3 protein-coding genes are annotated in these 1,993 nt (G+C 58.1%); all 3 read right to left on the minus strand.

Annotated elements, in window-relative coordinates:
- Positions 1-387, minus strand: a 387-nt coding sequence (locus VGM51_03675; protein HEY3412140.1) for an HU family DNA-binding protein, incomplete at its 3' end; no start/stop codon positions are given.
- Positions 388-889: 502 nt separating this feature from the next.
- Positions 890-1,417: a hypothetical protein gene (locus tag VGM51_03680; GenBank protein ID HEY3412141.1), complete on the minus strand. Its 528-nt coding sequence runs from the start codon at positions 1,415-1,417 to the stop codon at positions 890-892.
- A complete protein-coding gene (locus VGM51_03685) occupies positions 1,392-1,904 on the minus strand; it encodes a hypothetical protein (GenBank protein HEY3412142.1) in 513 nt (170 codons plus the stop codon). The genes VGM51_03680 and VGM51_03685 overlap by 26 nt, the downstream gene beginning before the upstream one ends.
- Positions 1,905-1,993 lie beyond the last annotated feature (89 nt).

Raw genomic sequence — 1,993 nt, forward strand, 5'->3', positions numbered from 1 at the left:
CAACTCCGAAGCCAGTTGCCGAATCTCCTTCAATGTCGGTGGTTCCGGCCGCGGGGCCAACCGGGCTCGCTTCTCTCGCCCCGGCTCAAACTCCAACTCCAGCGTCGGCGTGAACTTGATGGCCTTCTTGTTCTTGTTATAGTTGATTATCCGGTAACGCGCCTTCTTCGTGTGGATGTCGCGGAACCGGTGAAGTTCCCTCCGCGGCGTCCTCGACACAAGTGTGGCGAACCCGCCGGGCAATGGGACGATTTCTCCGTACCGGAGTTTCTTGGCCATCACAGCAAATACCGCATTCACCCCCTTGGTGGCCTTTCTCACTGAGAAGCCCTTCTCGACCAGCATCTTCACCAGCGTTGCCTTCGTGACGTTTGATTCCTTCGCCATATGCCGCCAGCCTTTCTGAGGGACAACTTGCCCCTCTAAGTTCTGTTAGTATCCTTTTTCTCGAAAAAGCAGCCCTATGGACAGAACCTTGCCGGAGAGCGAGGCGGGCCCAAAGCAGCAGAGCACTCCTGGTCATTCCTGGCTATCGCTCCCCTCTCCCCCAACCGCAGATACCCATCTCATGGCCTATCTCGAACAAAACAAATGCCATCTACCCCAGCAATGACAGATCGAAGTAGCCGTCGCAGTGACGCTGGAAGCTGGAAGCATGTAGCGTGGGCTGTTGAAATGTTCGCGGCGGCGTTCAATGGATGCCCGCTTCGGGCGTTGGATGAAAGATGGCGAGCGCGTCGGGGCCAGGTGAGCTGACCGAAAGACAACGGCTCCGACGACACCTACGGCATGTGAGCCTGCCGGTGCCGGCCGGGATCTCGTTGCCGGCGCCGTGTGTGACGGTAATCGTCGATGGCTCCGCTGGATGCCTGTTTCGGGCGTGTGGATGTCATGCCGCAAACGTGATGGCGCCCAGGTGCTCAGACGGAAACACAACGGCTCCGATAACACTTGTGGCAGCCGGGCCGGCGGATATCGTCCAGAATCTCCCCGGCGGCGTGCTGACGCCCAGATGCTCTGACGAAACACAACGGCTCCGATGACACTTGTGGCAGTCGAGCCGGCTGAGTTCATCCAGAATCTCCTCGTCGGCGTCGTGCTTGACCGCTCGACGTTGCTGGAAGCCCTGGTACGCTCGGGACGAAGCCTGAGAAACTGCCTGTACCCGGACGGAGTAGTCTTGCCTGGCGAGGATCATGTTCTCCACAGTCTGACGGAGCTGATCAACACTCTTGTCGTTGCCGGCGGTGAGTTCTCGGACCGCTCCATCGACGTAGGGCTTTCTCCAGAGCGTGGCTGACCGGTCATCGAAGATTCCGAAGTCGTGCATGTCGTAGCCTTCGTTCTGAACGATCTTGGCCTTGACGTCCTCATAGTCGATGTTGAAGGCGTCACACGGGCGGTCTATTTTCCTCAACTACGGCCTGGAATGCTTCATAGTCGGCGGCTGCGGCTCGGGCGACCTCGAAAAGCCTTTGTAGCAACTCCTCAGTTCGATTGAACTCCACTGTGAGCCGGCCGGACTCAATTGCGATCCCAATGGGCAGTTCGGGAAGCCTCCGCTCACACGACTTGGGCAGAATGGGGATCGCAACGGCCGCAGCTTTCTGATATCGGCGAAGGGACTCCAATCGGTCCACCAAACGCGCCTTTCTCTTCCGCTCGCTGAGTGTATCCGGCGATTCCCAAAGGTCCTCCAGCGTCGCAATCAACTCTAAGCGGTCGACGAGGACGGTGTTGCCAGCCCGGTATCCTCCGAAGTACTGCACCAGACTGATTGCCCGACGGCGCTCAACGCCGAAGAGCTGTTCGCACACCGATCGGTCCAACACAGGGACCGTCAATGCGCGCAACTGATCGAGAATCTCGGGAATGTGCAATAGCCATCGGGGTTTGGCGGGCATGGAGCAAGTTCGGGGTACTCCTCCACGTTAGTGCACAGTCACGCAAAATGCACTGAGTTATTGCTTATGATAATACCCACTAACAAAAG

Source organism: Armatimonadota bacterium (assembly GCA_036504095.1).
Lineage (GTDB): Bacteria > Armatimonadota > DTGP01 > JAKQQT01 > JAKQQT01 > DASXUL01.